Source organism: Kribbella qitaiheensis (assembly GCF_014217565.1).
GTDB classification, from domain to species: Bacteria; Actinomycetota; Actinomycetes; order Propionibacteriales; family Kribbellaceae; genus Kribbella; species Kribbella qitaiheensis_A.
Genome location: NZ_CP043661.1, coordinates 2317215 through 2341934 on the forward strand (window position 1 = coordinate 2317215; position 24720 = coordinate 2341934).

Below are 24720 nucleotides of genomic sequence, written 5' to 3' on the forward strand. Positions count from 1 at the left end.
CCCGGCGACGCCATCGCGTCGAGACCTCCCGCCCGGCCGGGCCTCCCATCTCTAAGCCGGCGTGCGATGCGTACTGCAGTACTGCGGTCGTTCGCCGTACTACCCCCGGGATCGGGCGGATCCCGATGAAGATCCGGCCGTCCCCGCCCGATGCCGATCGGGCGGGAACGGCGCACGGGCCCGCATCAACGCCAATCAACCCCGGTACCGCCCACATATCTCAGCGAGCCGGGCTCCCTAGTCCCGCCTAACAGCGACTCGAAATCCGTTGCCCTTGTAGACATTCGGAGAGGTCTCGATGAAGAACAACTCAGCCGTGGCGTTGCCGCGTTACGTGGAACTGGAGACCAGCCGGCGCTGCAACCGGACCTGCGGGTGGTGTCCCAACGGCGAAGGATCGCTTCGTCATGATCAGGAGCTGATGGACTGGGCGCTGTTCGCAAGGATCACCGGCGAACTGGGCGCGGCCGGCTATGACGGTTGGCTGGCCAACCACAACTACAACGAGCCCCTGCTCAACCCCCGCGTATTCGAAGAGCTGGATCACGTCGCTCACGTGTTGCCTGGAGCCAAACCCGCGATCTACACCAACGGCGACGTCCTACGCGAGCCGATGCTGACGCGGCTGCTCGAGGCCGGGGTGCACTACCTGCGGGTGACCCGCTACCCCCACCATGCCGAGACGCCCGCGGCGTACGAGGCGCTGCGCACTTGGGCCCGGCGCGCCGGGCTGGAGCATTGGGCGTGGGAGGAGCGCACGGTGCGCCAGGGCCTTGCGCTGGTCTGGCAGCGCGGCGAGGTGAAAGTTGAGGTCATCGCCCCGAACATCATTGCCGCCTACAACAACCGCGGCGGAACTGTCACCCAGCTGCCGATGCTCGGCTCGCCGCGGCTTGAGGCGTGCTGGATGACCGCGACCAGCGCGAGCATCGACTTCCGAGGCCGGATGAAGATGTGCTGCTGCGTCTATCCAGACCTCGACGATCACGCCGGCTACATCATCGGCAACCTGGCCGAGGCCTCGTTCACCGAATTGTGGACCGGTGACCAGATGAGCGGCTACCGGTCCGCGCATGCCCGTGCGGACTGGTCTTTGTCGCCCGCGTGCAGGTCCTGCACCCAGCCGCTGCCCGAGACCCGGCGGGTGAGCGCCGATGCCTGAGACCTCAACAGCCCGGGCCACCGTGCCCGCACGTATCTGCCTGGCCGGGGAGAGCCTGGACTGGATGATCGGCGGGCCATCGGTCGTCGCCGCGATCGGGCTGCAAACCGAAGTCACCGCCACCATCGATCCGCACAGCCGATCGGTCGAACTGATCGCCAAACACCCCGTCAACGCACAGCGCAGGACTGCAGCGCATCGGCTCGGGCGATTGGGTGGTGACAAGCTGGACTACCTCCAGGCTTGCGCCTTCCAGATCCTCAGCGCCGGCTCCGGCGCACGGCTGGTGTCCCAGACCGCCGCGCCCGTTGGCGCCGGAGTTTCCTCCAGTGCCGCGGTCACCCTCGCGGCATCCGCCGCGCTTCTCACCGCAGCCGAAGGAGCGGTTCCCGACCTACCGCGCCTTGTAGGGCTCGCACACAGCGCCGAATCCCTGGTTGGTTCCGGAGCCGGCTGGATGGACTTCCTGGCCTGCGCCTACGGAGGCCTGCGCCGAGTCGAAGCATCCACACCTCCCGCCACCCACCTGCTGGCGCCCACCCTCGGCATCCAGGTGGTGGTGATCGACACCCTGCAGCGGCGAGCCACGGCAAGGGTGCTGGTCAGCAAACGCGACAGGCTAGCGGCCGGCGAACACCGAATGCTGGCCTACCGCGACCTTGCCCCGCCACTTGTCGAGGAAATGACGGCAGCAGTAAAGGCTCCGGTCATCGACTACGCCTACCTCGGCGGGCTCATCAGCCGCGGCCACCAACTCCTCACCGACTACATGGGGTGCTCGACCCCGCTGATCGACCGCTGCGTCACCGCCAGCCTGGAGGCAGGCGCCCATGGCGCGAAGCTCACCGGATCAGGACACGGCGGATGCCTATTCGCTCTGGTACCGACCGACCGGGTACCGGCCGTGCTCAGTGCACTCGATACCTTGCCTGTGCGGTATCTGGTGTTGGACGACACCGAATCTCGGGGCGTGGAGTGCACCCTGCTCACCGACAAGCTAAGGACGAAACCCTCATGCGAGACCTCACCGGCCTGATCAAGGCATACGACATCCGCGGCACTGTCCCGGACCAGCTCGACGCCGAGCTGACCTTCCAGATCGGTGCCGCCTTCGCGCACCTGACCGGTGCGGAACTGATCACGGTCGGCCAGGACATGCGTGAATCGTCACCCGAACTCGCCGCAGCCTTCGCCGCCGGCGCGAACAGCCGGGGCAGCGACGTGCTCGACATCGGGCTGGCCTCCACCGATCTGCTGTACTACGCCTCCGGCACCCGCGACGTCCCCGGCGCGATGATCACCGCCAGCCACAACCCCGCCGGCTACAACGGCATCAAACTCTGCCGCGCCGCAGCAGCCCCGGTCGGCCAAGACACCGGCCTGGCCGAAATCAGGACCCTGCTGGAGACCGGACTACCCGCCTACGACGGCCCGGCCGGAACCACCCGTTCGGAAGACCTGCTGCAGCCCTACGCCGGATACCTGCACAGCCTGGTCAACCTCGCGGGCAGCCGCCCGTTGAAAATCGTGGTGGATGCCGGCAACGGCATGGCCGGACACACCGCACCGGCCGTACTCGATCACCCCGCCTTCGAGATCGTGCCGCTGTACTTCGAGCTCGACGGCACCTTCCCCAACCACGAGGCCAACCCGCTGGAACCAGCCAACCTCGTCGACCTGTGCGCGGCGGTCCGCGAGCACCGGGCCGACGTTGGCCTGGCCTTCGACGGAGACGCCGACCGCTGCTTTTTCGTCGACGAGAACGGCGAAGCGGTGTCCCCTAGCGCGGTCGTCAGCCTCATCGCGACCCGCGAGCTCGCCCGCCACCCCGGTGCCGCGATCGTCTACAACGTCATCACCAGCAAAGCCGTCGCCGAACTAGTCACCGAGCACGGCGGAAAACCCATCCGCACCCGAGTCGGCCACTCATTCATCAAGCAGGTCATGGCCGAACACGACGCCGTCTTCGGCGGCGAACACTCCGGTCACTACTACTTCCGTGAGTTCTGGCGCGCCGACACCGGCATGCTGGCCGCACTGCACGTACTGGCCGCTCTCGGCGAGACCGACCAGCCACTGTCAGCACTCGCAGGCCAATTCTCCCGCTACACAGCCAGCGGCGAGATCAACAGCACGATCAGCGACGTGCCGGCCGTCCTCGACCGAGTCGAGGCGCACTACACCGCGGACGGCGCCGCCGCCGACCGGTTGGACGGCCTCACCATCACTCTGCCCGAAGGCGCCTGGTTCAACCTGCGCCCCTCCAACACCGAACCGCTCCTGCGCCTCAACGTCGAAGCATCCGACCAACCCCGCATGACCAAGATCCGCCAGGACGTGCTGGCCATGCTCGGCTCCTGAGGCACCAGCCGCCAGGCGACCTTCGGACTCGGCAAACGTAACCAAGATCTTGAAACTATCTCGCCCATGGGTCGGACGGGCCGTGGATCGTCCGCCGAGCGGGTGTCGATGTTCGAAGTCGTCTGCACAGATGGCCGAACTCGTCTGCACAGATGGCCGAACTCGTCTGCACAGGAGTTCGTCATCACGGCTCAGCGGTGTTGCGCGGCTGGGTCACATCCCGGCTGACCGGTGGCACCGGTTCGCGGGCCGCCTAGTCGCCTGGTCGCCTGACAGGCGGGGTTCGTCGGCCAGGGCGGTCTCGGTTTGGGTGCTGAAGAGGAGCAGCGCGGTTTCAAGGCTGAGGTCCACGTCGTTGTCGCCGGTGGTGTAGGAGGTGACGAGTTGTCCGGCGCGACCGGGCAACTCGTCGGCCGGGTAGCTGTGCCCGTGGAACGAGTCCGGGGTCGCCGAGATGATCGCTGGCGAACTTCTGCAGGTCGCCGGCGTATTGCTGCGCGGTGGTATCGCCGGCCACGGATGCTTTCGCATCGTGAGTACCAGGCCAGCGACAGCAGTAGGGCAGCTCGCGCCTGCTGCTCGGTTCCTGCCCAGGCGCGCAGCAGGTGCGGGGATCGCGCGGCGATCATCGGATCGCCATCGGCACCGGCCAAGGCCTCGAACAGCATCGGGGTGAGTCGAACTATCTGCGCCATGATCAGGTCGTTGTCGTCCACTGCTCCAGTCTGAGTGCTCACCGGCACGGCGTGGGGTAGGTCTGGACAAGGGGATCCTCTTCCCACTCAGCGACCAGGCTGGGTCCCACCCTGACCCATGCCGGGGTTGGTGGCGAAGCGTGATCATTGACCTTGAAGCTGCGATCAGCAAATTGGTGCAGGCCGGGATCATCAAGCAGGTCTTCCCCGGCGCTGTGTGGGCCGTCGGTGACGCTGACGGAACGGTGCTCCGCGGAGCCGTCGGCGTACTTGACCCGGACAGGTCGACGAACTTGCAGTAGCGGGCAGCCGTTACCGATTTGATGCCGTCAGCAATGAAACATCGCGTGGTCTCTAGCCGATGTTCCCTTCAAGGGGAGAGGCTGGGGGAGTTGGGGAGATGAAGCGCTATCGCTGCACCATGTCCAGAGATCGAACGGGTGGTTTGACCGACGATGTCGCGCGTCGTCTGATCGGGTTGTGGGCGATCCTCGTCCGCGCTCCGGCAGCACCAGGACAAGACGGGCAAGATCTGGACGAGCAGTTGCTCGACGAGCTGTGTCACCCACGCCTCGATACGACTGTCGGGCGACACCACTAGCCGCCTGCCTCGTCTCCCCCGTTGGCGGCGAGGCAGGCACCTCGCTGTCAGCGGAAGTCGCACCAGGCGGTTTTGGCGGCAGCTGTTCGAGGCGGTCGACGACGAGGTTGACGACGTCGCCTGCCCGCTCGACACGGCCGGTCGCGATCAGTGCGCTGGACCCGCGCGCAGCGGCCGCGGACTTTGTCCACACGCCCACAGAGACGATCACGTTGCAGAAACCTGTTTCGTCTTCGAGGTTCATGAAGATGACGCCGCTGGCAGTGGCTGGGCGCTGCCGGTGGGTGACCACTCCTCCGACCCGGACCCGGCGCCCAGTGGGTGCCTGCTTGAGTTCGGCCGAGGACCGCACTCCGGCGGCGCGCAACTGGTCGCGGGCGTGCTGCATCGGATGGCCGGTCGTGGTGATGCCGGTCGACCAGAGGTCTGCCATGTCGGTCTCGATCCCGGACATGCCGGGCAGCATTGGCGGCGGCCCGGCCGACCTGACACCAGCGAGCTGACCAGGTCGTTCCTGGGCTGCGCGGCCGGCTTCCCACAGGGCTTGGCGGCGTTCGAGGCCGAAACCGTCGAACGCGCCCGCTGTCGCCAAGGCCTCGACCTGTGAGGAGTTGATCCCGGTACGGCGGACCAGATCGACCATCGAGGCGTAGGGCCCGCCTGCGTCGCGTTCGGCCACGATCAGCGCCGCGCCCTTGTCCTTGATCGTGCGGACGCCAGCCAGGCCAAGCCGCACCGCGTACGCCCCGTCGCGCCGATGCGTGGCCGTTTCGAAGGGCGCCTTCGGGTCGTACGGGCCGACGACCGGTTGTGGATCCACAAGGCAGACAGGGTCACCGGTCGGGCCGGTGAGTTCCTGGCCGTCGACCAGGTGCTCGAGCTCGGCGTCGACACCGGATCTGTCCAGGTCCAGGCGGCGGACTTCGACGCCGTGGCGGCGTGCGTCGGCGGTCAACGACTGTGGTGAGTAGAACCCCATCGGCCGCGCCCTCAACAGCGCGGCCAGAAAAGCTGCAGGGTAGTGCAGGCGGAACCGGGTGGAGGAGTAGACGAGTAGGGCGAAGCTGATCGAGTGGGACTCGGCGAACCCGAAGTTCGCGAAGGCCTCGATCTTGTCGTAGATCTCGTCGGCCAACTCGCCGGTGATCCCGTTGCTCGCCATCCCGGCGTACAGCTTCGTCTTCAGCGAGCTGATCTTCTCGACGCCGCGTTTGGAGCCCATCGCGCGGCGCAGCAGGTCGGCCTCGTCACCGTCGATCCCGCCGACGGCCATCGCCATCTGCATCAACTGTTCCTGAAACAGCGGTACGCCGAGGGTCCGCGCGAGGACCGGTTCCAGCTTCGGGTGCAGGTAGGTGATCGGCTCTTCCCCGGTCCGGCGGCGGATGAACGGATGGACCGCGCCGCCCTGGATCGGGCCGGGGCCGGATCAGCGCGATCTCGGTGACCAGGTCGTAGAACCGGCGCGGCTTCAGCCGCGGCAGCGTCGCCATCTGCGCGCGGGATTCGACCTGGAACACTCCGACCGAGTCCGCGTGGCATAGCTGGTCGTACACGCCGACCTCTTCCTTCGGGATCGTGTGCAGCGTCCAGTCCTCCCCGACCGTGTCGCGGACCAGGTCGATCCAGTACTGCAGCGCGGCGAGCATCCCCAGGCCGAGCAGGTCGAACTTCACCAGCCCCATCCAGGCGCAGTCGTCCTTGTCCCACTGCAGCATGGTCCGCTGGTCCATCCGGGCGTGCTCGATCGGCACCACCTCCCCCACCGGGCCGCTCCGTCAGCACCATCCCGCCGGAGTGGATCCCCAGATGCCGGGGAAACTTCAGCAGCGTCGTGGCCATCGCGACCACCTGCGGCGGGAGACCTTCCTGGGTCTGGATGTCGCCGCTCCACCCGTCAACCTGTTTCGACCAGGCATCTTGCTGGCCTTGCGAATAGCCGAACGCTTTGGCGCCGTGGCTGTGGCGGGGTGCATGCTGGTAACCGTGGATCTGTCGAGCGTGCACCGTTACGGCGTTGGCGCCCGTTTCTACGATGTGCTGTCGGGCGAGCGATTGGTATACCGGACGGGTCGGGTCGCCGCGATCGAGCTGCTGGCGCTGGGGGCTGGTGATCGGGTCCTGGATGTCGGATGTGGGACGGGCCTAAGTCTCCCCTTGCTGGTCGATGCGGTCGGTCCTGACGGTCGGATTGTCGGAGTGGACGCGAGTTCGGAGATGCTTGAGCGTGCTCGCCGGCGCGTCGTGAGGAACCGGTGGGAGCACGTGGACCTAGTCCGGGGCGCCGCGGGCGATGTGGCTCGTCTGGCTGCTGGGCCATTCGACGCGGCACTGTTCACCTACTCTCTGGCCATCGTCGACGATTGGCGCCGAGCTTGGCGCCAGACGCTCACGCTGGTGCGCCCGGGAGGTCGGATTGCAGTGGTCGATACTGCATTGCCGATCGGCGGCTGGCGGATCTTGGCGCCGGTGGCGCGGCTGGCGATGTTCACCGGCGGGGTGCACGCGTCTCGCCAGGTCTGGCGCATGGTCGCCGCGGATACGGTCGAGACCACACATCGGGTCCTCAACGGGGGGCACGTGCACGTCGCCGTTGGTTCGGTCGTGGCCAACGACTCTAGGCCCAGCGGGACGGTCCCGGATCCCCGCGATCAGCGGTGATGCGACGGTCCGGGAAGGGTGCGGGGCGCCTGGCGGGTTCCCCTCGTGTGACTAGTGAGGTGGCGAGCTCTTCGGCGTCGCGCCAGGATGTGTTCCGCACGCATGTCGAACCGGAGATCGAGGTGCTGCTGCGGGTCGGTCAGACCCTGACCGGGTCGTGGGCCGATGGCGAGGATCTGGTGCAGGAGACCTTGATCCGGGCGTGGACGGCGATCGACCGGTTCGATGGGGCGCACCCGCGCGCCTGGCTGCTGACGATCCTGCGCAACGCGCACCTGAATTCACTGCGCCGCCAACGCCCGGACCTCACTGATGACACCGCCAGTTTCGACCGTGCCCGGCCTGCCTTCGGAGCGACCGCGCCCCCTGGGCCCGAACAGACCGTCATCGATCGCGCGTTGGACGAGGACCTCGAGCGGGCCGTGGCCAGGTTGGACGAGAAGTTCCGGACCGTGTTGCTGCTGATCGACGTCGACCTGCTCACCTACACCGAGGCCGCCGAACTACTCGGAATCCCGGTCGGCACGGTGATGTCGCGGCTCTCCCGAGCCCGCGATCGCGTCCGTCTTCAGTTGCGCGCCACCGGCGCCCTACCCACTACAGCCACGACCGGCCGCACCGGCTCGCTCGCACAGAGGAAGCGATGATGTCCGTCACCAGCATGTGGACCTGCCATTGGGCGCGGCGCCGTATCCAGCGCTACCTCGACGCCGACCCCGCCGCGCCGCTCACCTTCGAGGAGGTGCACCGGCTGGAGGTGCACCTGGCCACCTGTGACCGGTGCACCGCGCTGACCGACGAGTACCGCGGCGTGCGCCAGGCCCTGATCGGTTGGTCCACGCGCCGCTACCCCCACCCGGCGGCGCTCGCACGGCTGCGGGTGGCCGCCGAACAGATCATGAGCGAGGACGCCGGATGACCGAGAACAGCCCAACAGACTTCACCACCGCCAAGTCTGACCCGCGCACCGCCGGGTGGCGGTCCGACGAGCTGACTCCGCCGGACGGGACCGCGTGGGACCTGCTGATCATCGGTGGTGGCACGGCCGGCATCGTCGCCGCGAAGACTGCGGCCGGTTTCGGCGCCAACGTGCTGGTGGTGGAAGCCGCTCGAACGGGCGGGGACTGCCTGTGGACGGGGTGCGTGCCGAGCAAGGCGCTGCTCGCCGCGGCGCACGCCGCCGCGGACGCGCGCACCGCGGTCCGCTACGGGGTACACGTCGACGGCGTCCGGGTCGACTTCGGTGAGGTGATGACGCACGTCCGCGCGACGATCGAGACGATCGAACCCGACGATTCGCCCGATACCCTCCGGGCAGCCGGTGCCCACGTCGCCCACGGCCGAGCAAAGCTGTCGAGCCCGGACACCGCGGTCATCATCGATAGCTCACCAGGCACATCGGCCGGTGACGGCGTACGGGTCCGGTTTCGGCATGCCCTGATCGCGACCGGATCATCGCCGGCGATTCCGCCGATCCCCGGGCTGGCCGAGGCCGATCCGTTGACCAGCGACACGATCTGGAGCCTCACCGAACTCCCTCAGCGGCTACTTGTTCTCGGCGGCGGCAGCATCGGCTGCGAACTTGGCCAGGCGTTCGCCAGGCTCGGCTCGCACGTCAGCATCCTCGAGGAGGCGCCGAATCTGTTGCCCCGCGAAGACCCGCACGCGGCGTCGTTGCTGCTCGCCGCGCTCGCCGACGATGGCATCTCGATCAGCAATGGTGCCCGGCTGGAATCGGTCGAACGGCGCGACAACGGCTGGCGGGGCCGCACGTCGAGCGGCTCGACGATCCCGTTCGACCGCGTACTCGTTGCGGTCGGCCGGACACCTCACACCGCCGATCTGGGCCTCGAGGCCGCAGGTGTGACCAGCGACGACCACGGGCACGTGGTAGTCGACAAACAGCTGCGCACGAGCAACCCGCGCATCTGGGCCGCCGGTGACGTGACCGGACACCCGCAATTCACCCACGTTGCCGGCGTGCACGGCAGCCTCGCCACCAGCAACGCGATCCTCGGATTGCACCGCAGCGTGGACACCGCGACCATCCCCCGCGTCACCTTCACCCAACCGGAGGTCGCCGCGGTCGGGGTCGCTCCGGACCAGGCAGGAGCGCACTCCGGGCTGACCGTACGCACGATCGACCACACCGACCTCGACCGGGCCGTCACCGAAGACATTCGTCGTGGCGTCACTCGCCTGGTCCTGGACCGGCGCGGCCGCATCGTCGGCGCAACCATCGTCGGCCCACGAGCGGGCGAGTCACTCGCCGAACTCGTACTCGCCGCCCGACAGGGGCTGCGTGCCCGCGATCTCGCCACGGCGATGCACGCCTACCCGACCTACGGCGACGGGCCGTGGAGGGCAGCCATCGAGCACGTGCAGTCCCAGTTGCATCGTTCCGCGCCGCGGTCGGTTCGCAAAATCCTGGCATCGCTGGCCCGGCGGCGTGCGCACTGAGCGCCTCGCCCGGATCGATGTCGTTCGGGCCGTCGGCCGGCCACCTCGGGGTGCTCAGGCGCTCGCGATAGGGACGCCAGATCAGGCGCCGGCCGGGAAGGATCGAGGGACCTCACCGGGTTCCTGATATGCAGGCCCTCCGACCAACCGTGGGCGGCGGCCGGGACGAACAGGAATGGTGAGCATGGTTGAGGCGGCATTCAACGGGCACGTCATCGCCCGTAGCGGCGACATTCTCATCGTCGAGGGCAACCATTATTTCCCGCCCGCCGATGTTGAGGCCCGGTTCCTGAAACGCTCCTGGCTGAAGACGCTGTGCCCGTGGAAGGGCATCGCCAGCTACTACACGATCGAGGTCTCGGGCGCGACAGGCCGCAACGCCGCCTGGACCTACCGGCACCCCTCACCGCTGGCCCGGCGGATCAAGAACCACGTCGCGTTCAGCGGCGACGTTCGCGTGGTGGAGGTATGAGGCTGCTGAGTCTGCTACATGACCTGGAGGTGGTGACCCGCCCGGTCCATCCTGAGACCCGCGCCGCGCTTGATCGGCGCTGGGTCGAGCTGCCCGAGGCGGTCCGGACCCCGGCGCAGGCCCTGGGTCAGCACGCGGTCGGCTGCGAAGGCACCCACGGGGTGTTCCCGCGCTGCAATTTGGCCTGCACCCCGTGCTACCACTCACGCGACGCCAACCGGGTCGCGGTCAGCGGCAGCCATACCCAGACTGAGGTGGCCGCGCAGATGAGTCTGCTGCGCACCGTGCGTGGCCCGCGCGCCCACGCCCAGCTGATCGGTGGGGAGGTGAGCCTACTGCCGGCAGATGATCACGCCGCTGCGCTGCAGGTCATGATCGATCATGGCCGGCAACCGATGAGTATGAGCCACGGTGACTTTGATTACGACTATCTCCGTGATCTGGCGCTGGGCCCGGAAGGGAAACCCCGGCTGAAGCGGCTGTCGTTCGCAGGGCACTTCGACATGTTGATGTTCGGGCGGCGCGGTATCGAGCGGCCCGCAGATGAGGCTTCGCTCAACCTCTACCGGCAACGATTCGCTGACATGTTCAAGCGGCTCAAACGCGAGCACGGCGTGCGGTACTTCCTGGCCCACAATATGACCGTCACCCCGCGCAACCTCGATCAGATCGCGGCCGTGATCAGGGATTGCAAGGACTACGGCTTCGGGTTGTTCTCCTTCCAACCGGCCGCCTTCCTCGGCGATGACCGGCGCTGGCACGAGAGCTACCGCGACGCCTCTGGCGACGAGGTGTGGGCCGAGGTCGAGAAGGGGGCGGGCTGTCGGCTGCCGTTCCGGGCGCTGCAGATCGGCGACGAGCGCTGCAACCGCACCACCTACGGCTTCTTCCTCGGCCAGACCTACCACCCGATCCTCGACGATGAGAACCCGGCCGACCTGGCCGTGCGGGACACGTTCTTCCGTTATTTCGGCGGCGTGAGTTTCTCCGGCACGCCGCTGCCGCTGCTCACGGTCAAAATCGCCCGGGTCGTGGCCCGGCACCCGTCGCTGCTCGGGTGGTTCGGCGGTTGGTTGGCCCGGACCGTGCGCAAGGCCGGTCTCGGCAACCTGCTCCGCCATCGGATCCGGCCGGTCACCTTCGTGATGCATTCCTTCATGGACGCCGCTGATGTCGCCCCGGCCTGGGCAGGCCTGCAAGCCGGACGCGACAGCAGCGACCCGCGAATCGCCGCGACCCAGCAGCGGCTGCTCGCCTGCTCCTACGCGATGGCCCACCCCGAGACCGGTGAGCTCGTCCCCGCATGCGTCCAGCACAGTGTGCTGGACCCGGCCGAGAACATCGCACTGCGACGGCTGCTCCCGTTGACCCCGGTCACCGGCCGATCCGCTGCTTCCACCAGGCCAGGCTCGAGTGTTTGACACGCGGGTCCGGCGGCTGCTCGCGCCGGCCCTGGACGGTGTCGGTGCCCGGATCGCGGACGTGGGCGTTCCGCCGCTGGCCCTGACCACGATCGGGTGGCTCGCCGGGATCGCCGCCTGCGTGGCAATAACATCCCACTCTTGGGTCCTGGCGCTGGTCTTGTGGCTGGCCAACCGGGTCCTAGACGGACTGGACGGCCCGGTCGCGCGTCAACGCGGGGCCACTGATCTGGGCGGGTTCCTCGACATCGTCGCGGACTTCAGCGTCTACGCCGGCTTCGTCGTCGCCGTCGCAATCGCCGAACCGGAGGCCCGGCTGGCGTGCCTGGCGCTGCTGACCGCGTACTACATATCTGGGACCGCGTTCCTGGCGTTGTCCGCACTGATCGAGCGCCGGGGCGGGCGCGGCGGCGATGGACGATCGCTGCGGTTCGTCGGCGGTCTGGCCGAAGGAACCGAAACGGTCGTCGTCTACATCTTGATCTGCGTCCTACCGAGACAGGCGGAGCTGATCGCGTGGCTGTTCACCGTCGCGGTCGCCATCACAGCCGTCCAGCGCGTTGTTCTCGGCGTGCACATCCTGTGCCAGGTTCCCCCTCACCCCGCTACCGGACCGCGTGCGGTTCCCGCTCGTCAGGAGAGCCAATGACCCGCCCCGCGATAGCCCGACCGACCCGCCCGACTCACCGACCGGCGCCCAGAGCAGGCCGCCGGACACGGCTGGCGGCGGTGCTGGGCGCCGGGCTGCTGGCGGTGACGGCGTGCGGCAGCACCAAAGCCACCTCCGCGGCCGGTGCCGTTGACGCCTCCGACTGGTCCTCGGTGCTGGCCCAGGCCAAAGGGCAGACCGTGAACTGGTACATGTACGGCGGCGACGACGTGCTGAACACCTTCGTCACCGGCTACGTCGCCGACCAGCTCGAACAGGTCGGCGTCGGGCTGAAACAGATCAAGATCACCGACACCGTGGACGCGGTGAACGCAGTGATCGGCGCGAGGCAGGCCGGTCAGAACAGCGGCGGATCGGTGGACGCGATCTGGATCAACGGCGAGAACTTCGCGACCGGTGTGCAGTCGAAACTATGGAACTGCGGCTGGCCTGGCGACCTGCCGAACTCCAAATACGTCGACTTCACCAACCCCGGCGTCGCCAACGATTTCGGGGTGCCCGTCAACGGCTGCGAAGCCGCCTGGCAGCAGGCCAACTCAGCCCTCGTCTATGACAGCTCCAAGCTCAGCACCGCCGACATCGCCTCGGTATCCTCACTGATCGCCTGGGCCACCGCCCACCCAGGGCACTTCACCTACCCGGCGCTGCCCGACTTCACCGGATCGATGGCAGTGCGCACGATCCTTTATGACACCATCGGCGGCCCCGCGTCGCTCTCGGGTCCCTTCGAACAGGCCAAGTACGCCCCCGCCGCCACGAAGCTGTGGACCCGGCTCAACGCGCTGGCCCCGTCGCTGTGGCGGGGCGGGGCCACCTACCCCCAGTCCCAAGCCGCCGTCGAAAAGCTCTACAGCGACGGCGAAATCAGTGCCTTCCTCACCTACGGCCCCGGCGCAGTCGGCGCCCAAGTCAGCAAAGGCCTGTTCCCGGCCAGCACCCGCGAGACGGTCCCCGCGCCAGGCAATATCGCCAACGTAAGTTTCCTGGCCATCCCCTACAACGCGGCACACACCGCTGGCGCTCTGGTACTGGCCAACGTGCTCCAGGATCCGCAGACCCAGCTCGCCCTCTACAAGGCTGAAGGGATCTATCCCGGCATTGACCTGGCCAAAACCGACGCGGCGACCCAGGCGCAGTTCGCGGCCGTCCCGATCAGCCGGTCAGTGCTGCCGCTGGCTGCCTTGACCCGCCACGCCCAACCAGAACTGGCCAGCGGGTACGTGTCCCGTCTCGAGCACGACTGGAAAACGCAGGTCCTGCAAAGATCACGATAATGACGATCCTCGCCGACGCAGCCGCCGATGCTGGGCCCCCGACGTCACCACCCGCCCAACGTCGGGGGCGGCTCCCCGGCTGCGTCCGGATCGGGCTGCTGCTGACCCCCGCCCTGACTGTCGTCGGTGTGTTCTTCGCCGGCGGAGTCGCCCAGGCCATCGCGCAGAGCTTCGGCTATCAGCCCTCCCTGCCCGGTGCCCGGATTTCCACCGACGCCTACACCGCGCTGTGGTCCGACCCTGCCGTGCGAGCCTCGCTGCTGCTCACCGGCCGCGTCGCGGTCGTCTCCACCGTGCTGTCCGCGGTCTTAGGTGTGGCGGCAGCGCTGACGCTCCGCAGGCTGGGCCGTTCCCGGGCGTGGGTGACAGGCGTGTTCCAAGCCAACCTGGCAGTCCCGCATCTGGTCGGTGCGCTGTGCATGCTGTTGCTGCTGTCTCAGGGCGGGCTGCTGTCGCGCCTCACCCACGCGGTGGGGCTCACCGCCTCCCCAACGGCGTTCCCCGCGGTCACCAACGACCGTTTCGGCTGGTCGATCATCGCCGAATACGTGTGGAAGGAGACGCCGTTCCTGACCGTCATCGTCTTGGCGACCCTGAGCCGTGGGCTGCAGGATCTGGAGACAGCCGCGCGCAGCCTCGGCGCCAGCCGGTCCCAGCGGCTGCGGCACGTCACCCTGCCGATCCTCACCCCGGCCCTTGCGGCCGGGTCGGTCCTGGTGTTCGCCTTCGCGGCCGGCTCCTACGAGGTGCCCTACCTGCTCGGGCGTCCCTACCCGGCGACCCTGCCGGTCGTCGCACTGCAGTACTACAACGCCACAGATCTCACCTCACGGCCGGAGGCGATGGCGGTCGCCGTCCTGATCACCGTCACCTCCAGCGCCATCGTCGCCGCCTACCTGACGATCCTGGCCCGCCTATCCAGGCGAGCGCTATGACCCGTCAGATGGCCTCACCCTCGCCCGTCACGCGGCGACCCTTCGGACGTAACGTGACGGCGACCGTGCTACTGGCTGGAGTGCTGCTGCCGTTACTGCCGCTGCTGATCTGGGCGTTCAGCGGCCAGTGGCGTTACCCCGCCGTGCTGCCACAGCACGCCAGCGCTCGGGGCCTGCGGCTACTGTCCGATCCGCGGTCGCAAATCCCGCAGGCGCTGCTGACCTCGACGGCCATCGCGGTGGCGGTCGCGGCCGGGGCGTGCCTCATCGGTTTCCCAGCCGGCCGGGCAATCGGGCTATACCGCTTCCGGGGCCGCCGGTTGGTGCAGTTCCTGCTGCTGGCCCCGGTGATCGTCCCGGGCCTGGCCGTCACGCTCGGACTGCAGGTGTTCTTCATCCGCTACGGCCTAGCCGACACCCTCACCGGGGTGGTCCTCGTGCAACTCATGCCCAGCGTCCCCTACGCCGCCACCGTCCTGGCCGGCGCGTTCGCCAACTATGACCTCGCCTACGAGCGCCAAGCCCGCGCCCTAGGCGCCGGACCGCTGCGCGTCATGATGTTCGTGACCGTTCCGCTGCTGCGCCCAGCTCTCCTGGTCTCGGCGCTGTTCGCCTTCCTGATCTCCTGGAGTGAGTACGTACTGACCCTGCTCATCGGCGGCGGTCAGACCACCACCCTGCCGCTGCTGCTGTTCGCCGCAATCAGCTCCTCTGACACGACCGCAGCGGCCGCGTTGGCGTTGCTGTTCATCGCGCCGCCACTGCTGCTGGTCGCCGCCGCATCCCACGTGCTGTCCGCCGGCACGGGAGCGGTCATCGGGTTCGGGCGGCTATGAGCGGCACCCACATTGCCCTGGCCGGGCTCGGCAAGCGGTTCGGGAACACCACCGCCGTCGATGCGCTGACCACCGACCTGCTGCCCGGCGCGTTCGCCGCGCTGCTCGGCCCCTCAGGCTGCGGGAAAAGCACCACCCTGGCGATGATCGCCGGCCTCATCGACCCCGACGCCGGCGACATCCGCTTCGACGGTCTCAGCATCCTCACCGTCGCGGCCGAACGGCGACCGGTCGGGTTGGTGTTCCAGAAGCCGCTGCTGTTCCCGCACCTGAACGTCGCGGACAACGTCGCGTTCGGGCTAAGGATGCGACGCCTGGATCGCGCCGCGACGCGGCGACGGGTCGACACCATGCTGGAGCGGGTCCAACTGGCCGACCTTGCCCACCGCCGGGTCGGGGAACTGTCCGGCGGGCAAGAACAGCGGGTGGCACTCGCCCGGGCCCTGGTCCTGGAACCTCAGGTCCTGCTGCTCGACGAGCCGTTCTCCCAACTCGACGCGACGCTGCGCGCGGAGATGCGGACACTGCTGCGTCAACTGCACGACGAATCGGACGTCACGACCGTGTTCGTGACCCACGACCAGGCCGAAGCAGTCGAAATCGCAGACACCATCACGCTGCTGATCGACGGGCGCCTCGCCGGCCAGGGTGAACCGCAACTGTTCTACACCCGGCCCCCGTCCCTGGCCGCCGCCCGGTTCTTCGGCGCCACGAACGAAATCACTGGATGCGTCGCAGCTGGGGAGTTCACCAGCGATGACCGGACCATTCACCAGCCGACCCCGCTACCAGACGGGCGTGCAGTCCTGATCATCCGCCCCGAAGCCCTGCGCCTGCAGGCTACTTCCGGCCCCGGCACTCTGGGCGGCACCACGGTCGCGGCCAGGTTCGCGGGCACCCACCTCGTCCTCGACGTCGCCCTGGACACCGGCCGCATCCTTCGGGTGCACCAGCCCATCGATCAGCCGGTAAGACTGGGAAGCCCCACCCACCTGAGAATCGCAGCGACCGAGGGCAGCATCTTCGCCGAGCCCGGCGATGAGTAGAGGCACGCGCTGCTGCGCCTCATGCTGCGGCTGATCATCGTCGACGGCGTTCTCGCGGTGGCCGTCAGCATCGGTGTCCCGAACCTTGCCCAGTTGCGCGCCCGCTTCGCCCACCCCGGCCCGTGGGCCGGGGTAGTGTCTGCGCTCCGGCCCGGTCTGTTGGATGTCAATGCCGACTTCCAGGACGAGGAGGCCGGGCCGCGAGGCCCGGCGTAATCGTTTCGTCATGTCGCAGGTGGCACTACTGAGGCCGCGTCTGCGGTGTGATGAGTAGGTGAGCGATGTCTTTCCTCAGGGACGAACGTTTCGATCGGGCGCCTCTGCCTCAGGTGGGGTTGGTTTAAGGATCGTCAGGGCGAGTCCTGATGCTTCCTAGTGGTGAAGGAGCACTCCTTGACAGGCAACAGTCCACCGTCTGATGAGCCCGGCCGCGTACCGGCCGGACCAGATGTCATCGAGCCCGCAACTGGGCAGCAATCCGGCGACGTCGATGTGGAAGGACCCAGGTACGGATTCCCTGCTGGACTGTGGCGCGCCTTGGAGACGCACCGTCCGCCGGGCCTGGGCAGAACACGGGCCTGGCGGAGTCCGCTGCGGGGACCATGGCTGACATCGGTCTTCGCGGCAGTACTGCTGGTGTGCCTGCCGGTGATTATTGTCAGCGGCCTGCTTTCCTACATCGCCTACGGCCCCCAGTTCGGGCAGGCGCTCCCGGGCAACGTCGGCTGGCTGCACCTGCCGATCTTCGACTGGCCTACCAGCCCATCGTGGCTCTACCGGCTCAACCAGGGCCTCCACGTGGGGCTCGGGCTGGTACTGATCCCGATCGTGCTGGCCAAACTGTGGTCGGTGGTACCGAAACTGTTCAGCTGGCCACCGGCCCGCTCAGTAGCTCAGGTCCTGGAACGGGTCTCGCTGCTGTTGCTGGTCGGCGGCATCCTGTTCGAGATCGCCACCGGTGTCCTTAACATCCAATACGACTACATCTTCGGGTTCAGCTTCTACGCCGCCCACTATTACGGCGCCTGGGTGTTCATCGGTGCATTCGCCGTCCACCTGGGCCTCAAACTACCCCTGATGCTGCGCTCCCTGCGCTCCCAATCGCTGCGGACCGTCCTGCGCACCTCACGGGCCGCGACCCGACCCGAGCCGCTCGACCCCGGTGGCCTGGTCGCCACCGACCCGGCCCCAGCCACCGTCAGCCGCCGCGGCGCACTGGGACTGGTCGGCGGCGGGGCACTGCTGATCGCCGCCCTCACCGCCGGCCAGACCCTCGGCGGTATCACCCGCCACGCTGCCCTGCTACTGCCGCGCGGCCGCTCCAACGGCACCGGGCCCACCGATTTCCCGATCAACCGCACCGCGACCGCCGCCGGCATCAAACCCGCCGACACCGGCCAAGGTTGGCGGTTGTCCCTCACCGGTGGCCCACGGCCGGTCACACTGGACCGTGCGGCGCTACTGGCGATGCAACAGCACACCGCAAGCCTGCCGATCGCGTGCGTCGAGGGCTGGTCCACCACCCAGACCTGGAGCGGTGTGCGGCTGCGTGATCTCGCCGCACTCGCCGGCATCCCCGTGCCCCACTCGGCGCAGGTGAAATCACTGGAACAAGGCGGCCCGTTCGGGCAGGCGATCCTGCAGTCGAACCAGATCCTCGACCCCGACGCGCTGCTCGCCTTACAAGTCAACGGGGCCGATCTGTCCGCCGATCACGGCTTCCCTGGCCGCGTTATCGTCCCCGCCCTGCCGGGCGTGCACAACACCAAATGGGTCCACTCGATCGACTTCCGGAGCAAAGGCCATGCGTAAAACCCTGGCCCGCCTGTACGGCGCGAACCCTCTGCACCTGCTGGCCCTACTCGGCTGTTTCGCGCTGGCCGGCTACGCCGTGATCCACCTGGCCGGCGAACCGATGCTGGTACGGGTCCTGATTTGGTTCGCAGCCTCGATCATCGGCCACGACCTGATCCTGTTCCCCCTCTATGCCCTCGCCGACCGCTCGCTCACGCAAACGTGGCGCGCCCTGCACCGATCCCACCCCGAACGCAGGCCAGGAGTGTCGCCGGTGAACTACCTGCGGCTTCCAATGCTGGGTTGCGGGCTCCTTTTCGTGGTGTTCTTCCCCGGCATCATCAAACAAGGAAGTCAGACCTACCTCGCAGCAACTGGCCAGACCCAACAGCCCTACCTGGGCCGATGGCTGCTAATCAGCGCCGCCATGTTTGGTGTTTCGGCGATCCTGTACGCCGCCCGACTCGGCAACGCCCACCGGCACACGACACGGTCAGCAAACCACCACAACCCCGACCGCGCTCCGTTCGACCACGCCAATGACGAGTAGCAGCGGCGCGGGAATGTGTTGACGGTTCGAACAGCGAGGATCGCCTCTGCCCAGGTCGACTGCACCGTAGTCCGCAGGCGTGCCGCCCTGCGCCGGCTGTGAACCGGTCTCCGCCAACACCATCAGCCCGCCAATCCATTCCCGGGCCGAGGAATGTCACGATCAGGCAGGCAGATACCGCGCCGCCGGGGACTTCTGACTACCTTCCTTCTCCTGGCCTTCCCGACCGTTCGGGGGCCCGGCGGCAATAGTCGTCGAACTCGGTCAGCCCGGGCAGCGACCGGGTGTCCAGCGGTACAGGGGCCCGGAATCCAGGAGCGGGCTCCAGTTCCGCCAGGTGGTCCAGCGCAGTATCGATGCGGTCAGTGGCCAGCAGAATCGCATGGAGGGCTTGACGGGCTTCCCCGCGAAGCCTCCCCCCGGGGGTGGTGCACTGGTCGAGCTGGTCGATGCTGGTGCCGATATCTACCAGCAGCCACCGCAACACGAACAATTCGCTCAACCCATCCAGCCGCTGGATCCGCGTGTCGCCGGTCGCCGCCAGCGCCGAACCGACCACCACCCACGGCGACATAGCGCTCTGCTCATCAACCCGTGTGGTCAACATCGTGGATCCTCTAACCGACGGCGCTGCCTCGTTCCGCACGGACGACTCGCCGCCGGTCACATTCGGATCAACCACGGTCGAGGCCTTCAACGACCGCGGCGGTGACGAGACTGAGTATGACAACCCCATCTGGCCCCGCTGTGATGCTTTGATTTGGCCCCACCCTGCTTGTTTTGGTGGTGTTGTCTTGGGTTAGTTGGTGGCGGTTCGGCTGCGGGTTTGCCGGGTGGTGTTGAGTCTGTAGGACTTGGTGCCGGTCTGGATGATGTGTGCGTTGAAGGTGAGTCTGTCCACGACTGCGGCGGCGAGGCGGGGGTCGGTGAAGGTGGCGCCCCATTCGGAGAATGGGGCGTTGGATGCGCAGGCGATGGATGCTCGTTCTTCGCGGGCGGTGATGATCTGGAAGAGCAGTTCCGCGCCGCGTGGGTCGAGGCGGACGTAGCCGATCTCGTCGAGGCAGAGCAGGTCGAGTCGGGCGTAGCGGCCCACGACGCGGGACAGCTGTTTGTCGTCTGAGGCTTCGACGAGCTCGTTGACCAAGGCGGCGGTGGTCACGTAGCGGACCCGGCGTCCTTGCTCGGCTGCTGCGGTGCCGAGTGCGATGAGCAGGTGTGTTTTCCCGGTGCCGGAGTCGCCGAGCAGGACCAGTGGTTGTCCGGCGTCGATCCAGCCGCCGCCGGCCAGGTGTGCCAGCGTCGGTGCCGGTAGGTCGGGCAGCACGGTGTGGTCGAACTCGGTGAGGCGTTTGGTGCGGGGGAACTTGGCCTCGTTGACTCGCCGGATCCGGCGGCGGGCGTCGCGTTCGTCGCATTCCGCGGTGAGGATTTCGGCCAGGAATGCCTTGTGGGTAAGGCGTTGCTTGGCTGAGGCCTCGGCCATCGCGATGGCTTCGGCGCGGATGGTGGGCAGTGCGAGTAGTCGGCAAGCGGCGTGGATCGCGGCCTCGGCGGCGGGGTCAGACAGGGCGGTCACCGTGGTCGTCGGGGTGGCGGCTGGCGCGGTTTTCGTGGCGGGGCTCATGCGGTTTCTTTCTGGAGTAGTTGGTCGTAGTCGGCCAGTGATGGCGTCGGCCGTTGGGTCGTCGCAGCGTGGGACGCGGTGGGTGGAACCGGGACCGGCGGGGAGGTCGCGCCGGCTGAGGTCATCGCGCTGCGTGCGGTGACCGCGACCAGGTCGGGATCGAAGTTTCCGAGCACCAGCGCGCCTTCGATGCCCGCACTCACCACGGTCGCGGTCATGGTGCGGTGGAGCAACAGCACCCCGATCAGGGCGCGGGTGCCGGGCCCGTCGCCGTGTTGCTTGCGGGCGGCGTCCCAGAACCGTTGATGAACCGCCGTGAACGCCCCGGATGCTCGCGCGGTGACCAAGGCGGTGGACCCGGACATGGCGCCGGGTTTGCGGGTGAGGACTTCCAGATAGTGGTCCAGAACGAGATCCTCGCTGCCCTTGTGCAGCGACCGGGTATGTTCAGCGATCACCTTGCCTGCGTCGAGCACGATCACCGCGGTGGCGCCGAGACGAACCTCGAGCCGGCGACCAGCGAACCGGGCCGGGACCGAGTAGTACGACTGGCGGACACAGACCCGTGCTTTGGCGTCGACCCGGCATGACAGCGGGGCCGAGACATCGAAGGTTTCACTCGGCAGCGGGTTCAGCAAGACCAGTTCACGGGCCGCGGCCGCTCCCACGGTCTCGGCGCGGGCACCGATGCGGCGCGCGTCGTCGCGGGCATCGGCGGCGGCCAGGGCCTGGTTCAGCGCGGCCAACGATGCCACGTGCGGGACAGGAGTGAGGTGCCGTCGGCGGAACCGGCCGATCTCGCCCTCGACACCGCCCTTCTCATGAGCACCCTCTAAGCCTGGCGCGCAGAAGAACGAGTCATAGCCGTAGTGGGAGCGCATCGCGATGAACCGTGGATGCTCGAACCGTTCCCGGCCCAGCGCGACCCGGATCACCGCGGGCCTGAGGTTGTCGTAACGGATCATCCCGGTCGGTACCCCACCCAGCGCCTCGAACGCACGCACATGCCCATCCAGGAACGATTCCTGGGTCTGATTGGCATAGGCAACATGGACCGCTTTGCCCGAATGCGACAGCCGCAGGCAAAACATGAACACCTTCATCACCACCCCAGCGATCACCGCAGTGAACTCCCCGAAGTCGACCTCGGCCTCCTCGGCCGGTCCATGAGTCTGGGGCACCATCACCTGCGCCCGGTCCCCACCGATCTCGGTCTTCAGCTGGGCGACCAACCCCCGCACGCTGGACTCGGCCACCACGACACCCTCTTCCTCCATCAGCCGCTGCCAGACCCGGCGAGCGGTATGCCGCTGCTTCTTCGGGGCGTCCAGGTCCGCGGTCAGCCAGCCACCGATCGTGGCCAGATGCGGGCCCAGCACCGGCGCCACACGCTCTGGAGATTTCCGCGTCGGAGGCACCGCATCACCCAACGCCAGACGCACCGTGCGCCGATGGACCTGGTGGCGCTGCGCCAGTGCCCGGATCGACAAACCTTCATCTCGACGCTCGCGTCGGATACGTTCGAACTGCTCCACTCTCGATCTCTCCTTCAACCCCTCCACCTCTCGTGATCGCCTTGGCAGACGACACGAACGTAGAGGACTGGATGGTCGAGGGTGGAGCCAAATCAAGCCATCACTACCGCCCCAAGTGGGGCCAAATCAGACTGGCACACTCACGAGACCGTAGGCCAGGTGGGGAACCGCGTCGCTGAGCCAGTCCTTGGCGGCCCAGCCGCGGGGGTCAGTCACCCCGAGAGCGGCCATCGGCGCGTCCGTGCCAGCCATCGCCGCGGCACCGGCGATGACGCCGGCGGCGACGAAGTTCGGGCGGAAACCGAACGCCCTCGCCAACCCGAGAGCGGCGCCGACAGCGAGGCCCGCGGCGAGCCCGGTTAGCGGGCCCAGCCCGCTGACCCGATTGCTGCGGCTTTCCTCGTCGCCGCGGATCTCGACGTTGGCGCTGGCGACGAGCTTCTCCACCAGGTCCTCTGGAGTGCTGCTGATCGGACGCCCGCGCAGGGCCAGATCGAGATAGGTCACGGCGTTGAGCGCCGTCGTACCGGCGGCGCCGGCAGCTAGCCCGGCTCCAAACCCCTTCCACAGGCTCATCTGTCGGTTCATACGGCGACCAGTCCGAGCCGGGTCATGCTGCCAAGCTGGTCGCTGCCACCCCAGCGTTCGACGAGCTTGCCGACAACGAACCGGCCGATCTGAAGACCCCGGACCTTGATCAGATCCTGGTAGCCCGACGGCCCTGGGATCAGACCAGGAGCGGGACCGTCATCGACCGTGCCTACCGCTACCAGGTCATCGAATCCGTTGAGGTTCCCACTATTGACTGCCTCGCCAAAGACTTCCTGGGCAAGGACGTTGGCCCTCTTGTCCGACATCGCCTACCAACTCCTTCAGATCGTCAGCCGAGCGGCCCGGGAACTTGCGCCTAGCAACAAAAGCGCACCCGATTCCGTGGTCAACCATCGACCTAGTCGTGCCAACACTTGTCCGTTCGGTACCCATCGACGATCACCTCAAAAGGGCGATCACCATCGTCAAGCATGGACGACCCGGACACAGGGCTTTCACCGTTTGTCTACTCGCGCCCGGCTGTGCTGTTCGTTCGGGCGATGTAGCCAACCGTTGAACGCCCTGTCGGAGCGGTACCGCAATAGGTGCTGGGGCGGATGCAAATGTCGACGCGAGGTGGCGGCACGATGTGGCTTTCGGCCACTTTGGCGTCCGAACTCTCGCGTCAGACGAACGCCTGCCGGCCACTCGGTGGAGTGACCGGCTGGGCTTGGACGGTGCCGTGATCAGTAGGTGATTGCGGCAACGACCTTGTCGGGGTTCACCAGGAAAGGTGCGACCGCGGCCAGGACGTTGCTCTTGGACGCGCCCTTTTCAAAGGACCCCATGTAGACGCCCCCTTCGGCCTTGAGACCGAGCAGGTTGCCGACCACAGCGGCATGGCGGGCCTCGACGCCGAAGATGCCGGCCGCGGCCTGGAGAATCATCTTGTTCTTGATGAACCCGGCCGCTCCGAGATAGGCGCCGACGCCCTTGTTCTCGAAGATGTGCGCGGTGGTCAGGTAGCTCTTGCGGCTGTCGAAGGCACCGCCGTAGTCGACGGCCGGGGCGCCGACCGGGGTACCGCCGAGCTTTTGGATCGTGGCGGTCAGCGTCGCGACGTGCGAGGCCTCGTCGGCGCCGATCTGCATCAGGTACTGCTTCTCCTTGCCCGTCACCAGGTTCGCCTTGTTGCCCTGGCGGTAGAACTCGGCCTCCAGGTACTCCAGCGTGAGCGCGTAGTTCAGGACCTCGATGTCGCTGTTGAAGTCCTTCGCGGAGGCGAGGTGGAACCCGTTGTTCAGGGCCCCGATTGCGACGCCGGCCGGTACTGCGGAGGCGTTGCCGTGGATGAGATCGGCAGTTGTGTCAGTCATGTGCTGGTCCTCCTACTTCGCGATGAAGGGCATGGCGGCCTTGAGGACCGCGCCCATCGGAAGGTTGGCCTCGATCGGCGCCGGGAACGGGTTCCCGCCGGTGATCTGGGCGATGATGGCCGCGTGCCGGGACTCGACCCCGGCGATGGAGGCTGCGGCGGCGAGCAGGGCCGGGTCCTTCACCAGCGTGACCTGACCGTGGTAGGCCTTGACGCCGAGCTCTTCGAACGTGCCGGCAGTCTTCAGGAACGCTGCGCGGCTGGTGAAAGTGCCGGCCGGGAATTTCACCTTCGGCTGCGCGACCGGCTTGCCGCCCAGGTCGGTGATGGTCTTGCGCACCGTGGCCACGTGGTCGGTCTCGTGCTGCTGGATCGGGTCGATCAGCTCCAGGTCGCGGCCCTTGAGCAGTTTAGCCTTCAACCCGGCGGTGTAGAACGCCGCCTCGAGGTACTCCAGGGTGAGGGCGTAGTTGAGGATGTCGAGATCGGACTTGGCGGCATCGTTCTTGAAGCCACGGTCGGCGTTGCCGAAGGCGACCGGGTCGCCGGGGCGGGTGGCGACGTAGGTGACGCCGACGCCGATGAGGGCTGCATTGCGCAGGAAGCTGCGCCTGCTGTGCTCGTCGGCGAATTCGAGTACCGGACGGCCCCCGAAGATCTTGTTGATACCCATGACTCTCCTTCAGTGCAATCGATCCGGAAGCGTCTGCTCCC

At 67.5% G+C, this 24720-nt stretch carries 28 protein-coding genes; 18 read left to right on the forward strand and 10 right to left on the reverse strand.

Annotated elements, in window-relative coordinates; all coding sequences use genetic code 11:
• Window positions 1–298 precede the first annotated feature (298 nt).
• Genes F1D05_RS10495 through F1D05_RS10505 form a run of 3 tightly spaced genes read left to right on the forward strand, consistent with a single transcriptional unit; the run spans window position 299 to window position 3523 of the window.
• Window positions 299–1162, forward strand: a complete 864-nt coding sequence (locus F1D05_RS10495) for an SPASM domain-containing protein (RefSeq protein ID WP_185447234.1) — start codon at window positions 299–301, stop codon at window positions 1160–1162.
• Window positions 1155–2198, forward strand: coding sequence for a hypothetical protein (locus tag F1D05_RS10500; RefSeq protein WP_185447235.1), 1044 nt, complete (start codon window positions 1155–1157; stop codon window positions 2196–2198). Before F1D05_RS10495 ends, F1D05_RS10500 begins: the two co-directional genes overlap by 8 nt.
• Window positions 2177–3523, forward strand: a complete 1347-nt coding sequence (locus tag F1D05_RS10505; protein ID WP_185447237.1) for a phosphomannomutase/phosphoglucomutase — start codon at window positions 2177–2179, stop codon at window positions 3521–3523. Before F1D05_RS10500 ends, F1D05_RS10505 begins: the two co-directional genes overlap by 22 nt.
• Window positions 3524–3736: 213 nt before the next feature.
• On the opposite strand, the gene F1D05_RS10510 is transcribed toward F1D05_RS10505, so the two are convergent.
• Window positions 3737–4054, reverse strand: a complete 318-nt coding sequence (locus F1D05_RS10510) for a hypothetical protein (protein ID WP_185447239.1) — start codon at window positions 4052–4054, stop codon at window positions 3737–3739.
• A gap of 304 nt (window positions 4055–4358) precedes the next feature.
• Here F1D05_RS10510 and F1D05_RS10515 point away from each other — a divergent pair, with 304 nt between their 5' ends.
• Window positions 4359–4520 (forward strand): hypothetical protein, encoded by a 162-nt coding sequence (locus tag F1D05_RS10515; RefSeq protein WP_185447241.1) that lies wholly within the window; start codon window positions 4359–4361, stop codon window positions 4518–4520.
• A gap of 27 nt (window positions 4521–4547) precedes the next feature.
• Here the strand turns inward: F1D05_RS10515 and F1D05_RS10520 are convergent, their stop codons facing one another.
• Both F1D05_RS10520 and F1D05_RS42920 read right to left on the reverse strand, forming a co-directional pair.
• A complete protein-coding gene (locus F1D05_RS10520; protein ID WP_428995025.1) occupies window positions 4548–6179 on the reverse strand; it encodes a hypothetical protein in 1632 nt (543 codons plus the stop codon).
• A complete protein-coding gene (locus F1D05_RS42920; RefSeq protein WP_428995012.1) occupies window positions 6067–6585 on the reverse strand; it encodes a hypothetical protein in 519 nt (172 codons plus the stop codon). Before F1D05_RS42920 ends, F1D05_RS10520 begins: the two co-directional genes overlap by 113 nt.
• Before the next feature lie 43 nt (window positions 6586–6628).
• On the opposite strand from F1D05_RS42920, the gene F1D05_RS40030 reads away from it, so the two are divergent.
• From F1D05_RS40030 to F1D05_RS10585, 14 genes are all read left to right on the forward strand, one after another.
• Window positions 6629–7480, forward strand: a complete 852-nt coding sequence (locus F1D05_RS40030; protein WP_281388931.1) for a class I SAM-dependent methyltransferase — start codon at window positions 6629–6631, stop codon at window positions 7478–7480.
• 59 nt (window positions 7481–7539) lie between these two features.
• Complete coding sequence (locus tag F1D05_RS10525) at window positions 7540–8127, forward strand: RNA polymerase sigma factor (RefSeq protein ID WP_246486581.1); 588 nt, start codon at window positions 7540–7542, stop codon at window positions 8125–8127.
• Window positions 8127–8399: a zf-HC2 domain-containing protein gene (locus F1D05_RS10530; protein ID WP_185447245.1), complete on the forward strand. Its 273-nt coding sequence runs from the start codon at window positions 8127–8129 to the stop codon at window positions 8397–8399. The genes F1D05_RS10525 and F1D05_RS10530 overlap by 1 nt, the downstream gene beginning before the upstream one ends.
• Entirely contained in the window at window positions 8396–9940 is a 1545-nt protein-coding gene (locus tag F1D05_RS10535) for a dihydrolipoyl dehydrogenase family protein (RefSeq protein WP_185447246.1), read from the forward strand. Before F1D05_RS10530 ends, F1D05_RS10535 begins: the two co-directional genes overlap by 4 nt.
• Window positions 9941–10124: 184 nt before the next feature.
• Window positions 10125–10412, forward strand: coding sequence for a DUF427 domain-containing protein (locus tag F1D05_RS10540; protein WP_185447247.1), 288 nt, complete (start codon window positions 10125–10127; stop codon window positions 10410–10412).
• Window positions 10409–11833, forward strand: coding sequence for a radical SAM domain-containing protein (locus F1D05_RS10545; protein WP_185447248.1), 1425 nt, complete (start codon window positions 10409–10411; stop codon window positions 11831–11833). Before F1D05_RS10540 ends, F1D05_RS10545 begins: the two co-directional genes overlap by 4 nt.
• Window positions 11826–12482 (forward strand): CDP-alcohol phosphatidyltransferase family protein, encoded by a 657-nt coding sequence (locus F1D05_RS10550; RefSeq protein WP_185447249.1) that lies wholly within the window; start codon window positions 11826–11828, stop codon window positions 12480–12482. Before F1D05_RS10545 ends, F1D05_RS10550 begins: the two co-directional genes overlap by 8 nt.
• Window positions 12479–13777: an ABC transporter substrate-binding protein gene (locus tag F1D05_RS10555; RefSeq protein ID WP_185447250.1), complete on the forward strand. Its 1299-nt coding sequence runs from the start codon at window positions 12479–12481 to the stop codon at window positions 13775–13777. The genes F1D05_RS10550 and F1D05_RS10555 overlap by 4 nt, the downstream gene beginning before the upstream one ends.
• Window positions 13777–14712: an ABC transporter permease gene (locus tag F1D05_RS10560; RefSeq protein WP_185447251.1), complete on the forward strand. Its 936-nt coding sequence runs from the start codon at window positions 13777–13779 to the stop codon at window positions 14710–14712. The genes F1D05_RS10555 and F1D05_RS10560 overlap by 1 nt, the downstream gene beginning before the upstream one ends.
• Before the next feature lie 53 nt (window positions 14713–14765).
• Window positions 14766–15548: an ABC transporter permease gene (locus F1D05_RS10565; RefSeq protein ID WP_206686156.1), complete on the forward strand. Its 783-nt coding sequence runs from the start codon at window positions 14766–14768 to the stop codon at window positions 15546–15548.
• Window positions 15545–16594, forward strand: a complete 1050-nt coding sequence (locus tag F1D05_RS10570; RefSeq protein ID WP_185447252.1) for an ABC transporter ATP-binding protein — start codon at window positions 15545–15547, stop codon at window positions 16592–16594. Before F1D05_RS10565 ends, F1D05_RS10570 begins: the two co-directional genes overlap by 4 nt.
• A gap of 21 nt (window positions 16595–16615) precedes the next feature.
• Window positions 16616–16810: a hypothetical protein gene (locus tag F1D05_RS10575; protein ID WP_185447253.1), complete on the forward strand. Its 195-nt coding sequence runs from the start codon at window positions 16616–16618 to the stop codon at window positions 16808–16810.
• Between the two features lie 177 nt (window positions 16811–16987).
• Window positions 16988–18406: a molybdopterin-dependent oxidoreductase gene (locus tag F1D05_RS10580; RefSeq protein ID WP_206686157.1), complete on the forward strand. Its 1419-nt coding sequence runs from the start codon at window positions 16988–16990 to the stop codon at window positions 18404–18406.
• Window positions 18399–18938 (forward strand): hypothetical protein, encoded by a 540-nt coding sequence (locus tag F1D05_RS10585; protein ID WP_185447254.1) that lies wholly within the window; start codon window positions 18399–18401, stop codon window positions 18936–18938. Before F1D05_RS10580 ends, F1D05_RS10585 begins: the two co-directional genes overlap by 8 nt.
• A gap of 199 nt (window positions 18939–19137) precedes the next feature.
• On the opposite strand, the gene F1D05_RS10590 is transcribed toward F1D05_RS10585, so the two are convergent.
• The 7 genes from F1D05_RS10590 to F1D05_RS10620 all read right to left on the reverse strand — a co-directional run bounded on the left by F1D05_RS10590 (window position 19138) and on the right by F1D05_RS10620 (window position 24679).
• On the reverse strand, window positions 19138–19545 hold the full coding sequence (locus F1D05_RS10590) for a hypothetical protein (protein WP_185447256.1): 408 nt from the start codon (window positions 19543–19545) through the stop codon (window positions 19138–19140).
• 192 nt (window positions 19546–19737) lie between these two features.
• Window positions 19738–20565 (reverse strand): IS21-like element helper ATPase IstB, encoded by an 828-nt coding sequence (gene istB / locus F1D05_RS10595; RefSeq protein WP_185442126.1) that lies wholly within the window; start codon window positions 20563–20565, stop codon window positions 19738–19740.
• On the reverse strand, window positions 20562–22118 hold the full coding sequence (gene istA / locus F1D05_RS10600; protein WP_185442125.1) for an IS21 family transposase: 1557 nt from the start codon (window positions 22116–22118) through the stop codon (window positions 20562–20564). Before istA ends, istB begins: the two co-directional genes overlap by 4 nt.
• Before the next feature lie 108 nt (window positions 22119–22226).
• Window positions 22227–22676 carry a hypothetical protein gene (locus F1D05_RS10605; protein WP_185447258.1) on the reverse strand — a complete coding sequence of 150 codons (450 nt, stop codon included), beginning with the start codon at window positions 22674–22676 and terminating at the stop codon, window positions 22227–22229.
• A gap of 8 nt (window positions 22677–22684) precedes the next feature.
• Window positions 22685–22957: a hypothetical protein gene (locus F1D05_RS10610; RefSeq protein WP_185447260.1), complete on the reverse strand. Its 273-nt coding sequence runs from the start codon at window positions 22955–22957 to the stop codon at window positions 22685–22687.
• Window positions 22958–23377: 420 nt separating this feature from the next.
• Complete coding sequence (locus F1D05_RS10615) at window positions 23378–24007, reverse strand: ferritin-like domain-containing protein (RefSeq protein ID WP_185447262.1); 630 nt, start codon at window positions 24005–24007, stop codon at window positions 23378–23380.
• Window positions 24008–24019: 12 nt separating this feature from the next.
• The gene (locus F1D05_RS10620) at window positions 24020–24679 is read right to left on the reverse strand and encodes a ferritin-like domain-containing protein (protein WP_185447264.1); all 660 of its coding nucleotides are present in this window, start codon (window positions 24677–24679) and stop codon (window positions 24020–24022) included.
• Window positions 24680–24720 lie beyond the last annotated feature (41 nt).